This window comes from Streptomyces sp. NPDC001599, assembly GCF_042893535.1.
GTDB lineage: Bacteria > Actinomycetota > Actinomycetes > Streptomycetales > Streptomycetaceae > Streptomyces.
The window spans coordinates 1-2,636 of the sequence record NZ_JBIAVA010000036.1 but is presented as its reverse complement, the minus strand read 5'-3'; the positions used below and the strand labels follow the sequence as shown (position 1 = coordinate 2,636).

General features: G+C 61.1%; 2 protein-coding genes and 1 pseudogene. 1 reads left to right on the top strand and 2 read right to left on the bottom strand.

Annotated elements, in window-relative coordinates; all coding sequences use genetic code 11:
• Nucleotides 1-233: 233 nt before the first annotated feature.
• Nucleotides 234-1,052 (bottom strand): hypothetical protein, encoded by an 819-nt coding sequence (locus ACFYZ3_RS38420; protein ID WP_388528043.1) that lies wholly within the window; start codon nucleotides 1,050-1,052, stop codon nucleotides 234-236.
• Between the two features lie 174 nt (nucleotides 1,053-1,226).
• On the opposite strand from ACFYZ3_RS38420, the gene ACFYZ3_RS38415 reads away from it, so the two are divergent.
• Nucleotides 1,227-1,793 carry a hypothetical protein gene (locus ACFYZ3_RS38415; protein WP_388528040.1) on the top strand — a complete coding sequence of 189 codons (567 nt, stop codon included), beginning with the start codon at nucleotides 1,227-1,229 and terminating at the stop codon, nucleotides 1,791-1,793.
• Between the two features lie 169 nt (nucleotides 1,794-1,962).
• Here the strand turns inward: ACFYZ3_RS38415 and ACFYZ3_RS38410 are convergent.
• Nucleotides 1,963-2,636: pseudogene (locus ACFYZ3_RS38410) on the bottom strand (tetratricopeptide repeat protein); the annotation flags it as partial.

Below are 2,636 nucleotides of genomic sequence, written 5' to 3'. Positions count from 1 at the left end.
CTCGATGAAGATTAGTCAAAGCATCACAGAGCAGTTCGGCGGCACGGCGGCTGCGGGGGCGACGGCTGAGGAGGTCGCTGCGGGGATGCTCCAGAAGTCGAAGGAGTTCGCGGAGAGCGGGAACCGGGTGTACCTGCCGATGGCCGACTGATCGTCAGAGGATCATGGGCGGTGGAATTCTCGGGTTCCGCCGCCCATAGGGGGACACCTGGGCCACTGCCTGCTGTGATCCTCTAGCCCCAGAAGAGTCTTGCAACTGTGGCCAAGCCGGCAGCCACGGTCACCGTCCCCGTGATGAAGGCGGCCTTCTTGTTGCGCACCCAGAAGGACTCTTCCTCATCTTCACCTGCGGAGGGCGTTGGCTGAGCACTGCTTGTGCCCTGGCCCTGGCTCTGCGCGGTATTCAGATGGACTGTTGCGTTGGGCGAGTCGTGTAGGGCAACAGTTACTGCTTGTCCCACCTGCTCGGGCGTGGGCTCCTCCTGCTCGTCAGGCATGGCTGCACGAAGTTCACCCACCAACTCGGTCAAAGTGGTGCGTACCTGATCCAGGATGGCTCGTAGCGAGGTCGTAGAGACCGACCAGTAGATGCGGGTGATCTGTTGGTAGGGGTCTCCATTCGCTTGGTTCATCATCGCCGCTACGTCCATAGCCATGGGCAGGCCCAGGTGAACGTGAGTCCCCTCGGCCGCGTCGATCATGGCCTCAATCTCGCCCACCCCCACCCTGACGTCGTACAGCTCGCGTACGTCGTCACGAACGCCTTCCGGAAGGCTCCGGGGACTGATCTGCTGACCCTTGATCTGGTTGTAGCCTGCGACGGCGTCGATGTGTAGTGGAGCGCCAACCGTTCGGTAGTCCGGTAGCTCGTCGCCGCGACTGTAGCCCCGTGCCTCGCGAGTGGCCCATTGGCGAAGCTCAACCGAGTTGGCCTTTCCGCCGAGGACGATGCACTTTCGAAGTGTGCTAGCCAGAGGGGCTTTGTCATCAAGGGCATCTTGCTCGATCTCTGCGAGCAGCGTTGAGGATCTCTCCGTCATCTGATCTTCCATGAGTCGACTCGCAACCTTGTCTTGTAGAGGCTGAGAGTGATGGGTGTGGCCGAAGTTGGCCGATGTCTACCTACACGCCTGGTGAGATCAGAGCGTTCCTTGCGATCTTGACAGATCCCGGGGCCGAGATTCTCACGTGCACAGGATGATGGCAGACCGTACAGTCTCTGTGACATGAGTAGCGATGCAGCGCGGATTGCGCAGATGGCCAAAGAGTTCAAGATCGCATTCTCCGGTTTCAGCCTTGCGATCGTGCCGTTGGCGGACCCGCGTCTTCCGCTTGTGGGCATCTTCCAGTCTCTCTACGAGCAGTCTGCAGACTCACCCTTGATCATCAGACGTCAGGATGGGACTGAACATTCGTCACAGCGAATTTTCGACGTTTTCGCAAATGCTGCGAAAATTCCCGGCGCCGGGTTGAGGGGCGATCTACTAGCCTTCATGGTCATGCACGGGGTCGCACGCATCGGAGATGCCATCGACCAAGCTCGTCTTCGTGATCCCAGTAGTCCCCTGCTGGAGTTCACGCGGCACTTGCGCAACGCTTGCGCCCATGGGAATCGCTGGCACTTCCGTGGAACTGAACCGAGGTTCCCAGCTGCTTTGAGAGCGCGGAGCATCGACAGCAGTTTGCACGGTAGCCAAGCCGTGAACGGGTGGCTTGGCCCAGGTGACTACCTGGATCTGTTGGACGATCTTGCTGACCACTTCGGTGCGACGGATCAGGCAGCCACTGTGTGATTTAGAAGCCATCTCTACGGCGTGGTTGGTAAAGGCATCACAGAGCAGTTAGGTCGTTGGAAAGCGGAAACCGAGTGCACCTGCCGATGGCCGACTGAAGAAGAAAGCACATGATCCGCACCCCCGGCTGGCTTAGTCGCTGAGGGCGCGGATCTCTTGCGTGCATCGATCAGAATGGAAGCTCGGGCTTTGATGAGCCTCGCTTGATGGTCATGATCTGTTCGTGGAAGTCGCGTGTTGCAGGCTCTCGCGGGTAGCGGGCGCGCAGTTCCTTGTCCAGTTCGTCAGCGACTAAGAGCAGCGATGGCAGAGACCTACGGTCGGCTTCTAGTGCCGTGGTGCCCATGCCGATCGCCTCATCGATCTCCCCAGTGCGGGCGGCGGCTACGCCGAGTGTGAGGCGGGCTTCTGCGGCGCGCATGGGTGAGATCTCGGTTCCGTCGGGGCCCGTGCTGATGCGGATCACTGAGCGCGCGTGGGTGGCTGCGCGTTCGTCGTCGCCGAGGAGACGGTAGGCGTCCATCTCGTAGAAGTCCCACTTGTCCGGGTCGATGATGAAGTGGTGTTCCGGGTGGTCCGGGCGGGGTAGCCGGTCAAGGCGTGCGCGTCCAGCGTCCAGAGAGTCACGGACAAGGCGGCCGTCTCCCATGCGTGCGGCTGCTCGTGCCTTGTGCGCGTACAACTGCACGCCGACGGAGTGTGTCTGGTCGGCGACGTGTCCCGCCTCGACGGCGTCAAGCATGTCCTGCCAGCGACTCTGAGTCAGGGCAAACCACGCCTCGATCTCCCACGCCCACGCCTTGATCTCACCGTGGCCGGCCTCTTCGCCGATACGGAGTGCGG